Source organism: Prevotella sp. P3-92 (assembly GCF_002251205.1).
Classification (GTDB): Bacteria; Bacteroidota; Bacteroidia; order Bacteroidales; family Bacteroidaceae; genus Prevotella.
The window spans coordinates 1-3,233 of record NZ_NPJE01000019.1 but is presented as its reverse complement, the minus strand read 5'-3'; the positions used below and the strand labels follow the sequence as shown (position 1 = coordinate 3,233).

Below are 3,233 nucleotides of genomic sequence, written 5' to 3'. Positions count from 1 at the left end.
TGATCCGCATTACAGCTGGGTCATAGCCCCGCCGGCAGCACCAGTGATCACCAGTTCTATCACTCTCAGAACATACAGCGCTACGCGCTTCCAATTAATTCTCATACTCGTAGTTTTTAAATATAAAAATAGGATTAGTTGCATAAATCTCTCTTGTGGTTATCTGTTACCCCTCCAATCCGCCACCAGGGTTCTGTTCAGACGAATCCCCACCAGTCACCGTCTCGAAGTAGGCTGTGAGCGTCTGACTGCTATTCACCGTGATGGTACGTGACGCAGAGGTGTCGTTATCACTCCATCTCTTAAAGGTGTAGTTCTCCGATGGCGTAGCGGTGATGGTCACTTCCGTGCCAGCCTCATACTTACCGCCGCCGGTCACACTGCCACCGCCCATCGGGTTCGCCACCAGTGTCAGCGTCTTCTTCGTGTCTGTTGGGGTAGTAGGCGACACCGCCTCATCAGCCTTTTCCTTGTTAGACTTCTCATCGGGCGAGAGGAAGATGTCGGTCGAACCGCCATAGCTGTTCACCGCCTCTTCGTACGCCTCATCATTCTGGTAAGCCTCCAATAGCTTGTTCTCCACGATGAGGTACTGAGCCGATATCTCCGTTTTGTTTTTTCTCTTCTGGGAGTGAATCCATACCATACCGTGGTTGCCGAAGTCATGATTCTGCTGTGCTGCGAGACAGCCCTCCTGGATAGAGAAGCCACGAACGTCTGCAAGGGACAGTAGTTTCGTTTCACTACGTCTCACGAGTACCACGCTACTGGCATCCACATTCACCATCGGCACGTGTGTCACGTCGTTCACCTCTTGTGTGAGGAGGAAGTAGGTGATCTGGTCCCCGTAATCATACCCCCTGTTGTTCTGCACCACGGCATTCGAGAACTCTGCCACGGTGGTCTCTGCTGTGATGACCAGGTCTCCGAGATCGATGTCTGTCACCGCCTGGTTACCCTTACCGGTCACCGATATCGACTTCACCTTACCATGTGTGATCTCATAGGGTGCAACGATGCAGATGCCTGCATTCACGTCAGGCTTGGTGAGATACACAGGAGAGTGTGAGAGGTTCGACGACACGAATTTATGGTAGTCGCTACGTCTGTTGCGTGTACCGCCGAAGGCGAGCTTCATATAGGGTTGCAACACCTGATATTCTCTGATGATGTTCGCCCATTTCATCCGCTGTTTCAGCTGTTGACCCGTCTTCGCGTCTTTCTTCTGGGTGATCTTCTCTGATACCACCGTCTGTCCACCGTTTCGTTTGAAGGTGAGATTACCTGCTGAACCACAAAGTTTTGAAATAATACCGTTTAAAATTGCCATAATGTTTGTTGTTTTAATGTTGGATTTCATCCTTCGTTTTCTCGCCATGGCAGAATTAAAGCGAGCTTAATTCTGCTCATTTGGCTTAACGAAAACGTTGATTTTGTGCCAATATTGGCGGAATGAATTTAACTGAACTTTCGCATGTGGGGAAGTTAAGGGAAGTTAGGGAAGTTAGAGAGAAGTTAAGGGACTAATGTCCTACGTCTTACGGCAAAAGGCTATTGTCTCTTAACTTCCCGAACGACCGTAGGAAGTGATAACTTCCATTTTATGGCACCTTTTCTCGCCATGACAGAATTAAAGCGAGCTTTATTCTGCTCATTTGGCTTAACGAAAACGTTCCATTTTATGGCACCTTTTCTCGCCATGGCAGACCTCGAACGAGCTCGGGTCTGCTCATCTGGCTTAACGAAAACGTTGGATTTCATCCTTCGTTTTCTCGCCATGGCAGAATTAAAGCGAGCTTTATTCTGCTCATTTGGCTTAACGAAAACGTTCTTTTACTTCAATCAATTCCATCAGTTGCGCATGTGGGGAAGTTAAGGGAAGTTAGGGAAGTTAGAGAGAAGTTAAGGGACAAATGTCCTAGGTCTTACGGCAAAAGGCTATTGTCTCTTAACTTCCCGAACGACCGTAGGAAGTGATAACTTCTTTAACTTCAATCAATTCCCTCAGTTGCGAAGCAGCTCCTGTTATGCCTCCGACCTCCACCCTGGGATTCCATCCCATGCTATCTCGCCACCAGCAAGGAACTGTATCGCTCCTTCCTCGTCGCATTTTCGCTCCTTTCTCGTCGTTTTCTCGTCGCTCTTTCGTTCGTTTTTCGCTTGTTCTTCGTTCGGTCCTCGATAGGTCTTCGATAGACTAACGAATAAGCAACGAGAGACGAACGAGAGACGAACGAGGACCTAACGAGAAGTGAACGAGAACCGAACGATAACTGGTAGGGTGTCCATCGGATAATGATGCGTTTTAGTGCATCTTACTTCCCTCTTCCCTGTTGTTGGATTTCTGATTTTTGTCATAATCTTTGGTTTTAAACTGTTTTAGATTCTCGTGGTGTCTTCCCCTCATCATTCAGGGCTCATCACCTGTTGTCGTTTGCAAAGGTACAAAGTCTGAAAAGGTGACTGTCCAACATTGTCCAACAATGTCCAATAATGTCCAACATTGTCTAACATTGTCCAACATTCTCCGTTATTCATCTAAATCAACGCAGAATACCTTACATAGAAATTTTACTGCGCCAGGAGTAAGAAGTTGTCCTTTACGCTTCACACCCAACTTTTCCAGATCATCACGATAAGGCTCGATCCATCTTCCAAATGTTTTAAGACTGACGCCTAACTTGTTGGCGAATTCATACTTGTACAGAGTCTTGTTTTTGCTCATGTTTTTAGTTGTTTTTGGTTTTTAATTATTGTTATTGGAAAAATTAATCAAATTTGTCCGGTAAAAATATCAATAAATTTCCATCTATACCCTCACTCTGGTAAAAGTCCACGGACCAACTGAATAATCCACGGAACACACGGAGTACACGGAGTATTTAGTTTAGAGTTTGTAGTTTAAAGTTTAGAGATTCTAGTTAAAGATTCTTCTAAAGATTTTGATACACAAGCAAAAACGGGCTGAAAGCCCAATGGTTTCCCTAGCCTAGGGCAACACCCTGAGGAAGAGCGCATTTTCTGTTAAGATTTTCTTAAAGATTTTGTTTCCGTATAAATTCCGTCTAAATTCCGATGATAATAATCCACGGAGCACACGGAAGACACTCTAAGTTTGCAGAAGAATGCGACGCAGTCGCATAAATGTTAAATAATCAAGGTAAAACTATGATTGCTAAAGACAGTTTCGTACCTTTGTTGTAAAAAGGTAGAATCGGTCTGTCGAAGAGGTA

At 45.3% G+C, this 3,233-nt stretch carries 3 protein-coding genes; all 3 read right to left on the bottom strand.

Annotated features, from left to right (window positions below):
- Nucleotides 1-166 precede the first annotated feature (166 nt).
- Complete coding sequence (locus tag CIK93_RS03040) at nucleotides 167-1,330, bottom strand: hypothetical protein (protein ID WP_144007634.1); 1,164 nt, start codon at nucleotides 1,328-1,330, stop codon at nucleotides 167-169.
- 618 nt (nucleotides 1,331-1,948) lie between these two features.
- Complete coding sequence (locus CIK93_RS13585) at nucleotides 1,949-2,110, bottom strand: hypothetical protein (protein ID WP_158215461.1); 162 nt, start codon at nucleotides 2,108-2,110, stop codon at nucleotides 1,949-1,951.
- 420 nt (nucleotides 2,111-2,530) lie between these two features.
- Nucleotides 2,531-2,725 carry a hypothetical protein gene (locus tag CIK93_RS03030; RefSeq protein WP_094446542.1) on the bottom strand — a complete coding sequence of 65 codons (195 nt, stop codon included), beginning with the start codon at nucleotides 2,723-2,725 and terminating at the stop codon, nucleotides 2,531-2,533.
- Nucleotides 2,726-3,233: the final 508 nt, after the last annotated feature.

Excerpts from the sequence above, each read along its gene's own strand:
- CIK93_RS03040 (WP_144007634.1), bottom strand. The coding sequence starts at position 1,330 with ATGGCAATTTTAAACGGTATTATTTCAAAACTTTGTGGTTCAGCAGGT.
- CIK93_RS13585 (WP_158215461.1), bottom strand. The coding sequence starts at position 2,110 with ATGCGACGAGGAAGGAGCGATACAGTTCCTTGCTGGTGGCGAGATAGC.
- CIK93_RS03030 (WP_094446542.1), bottom strand. The coding sequence starts at position 2,725 with ATGAGCAAAAACAAGACTCTGTACAAGTATGAATTCGCCAACAAGTTA.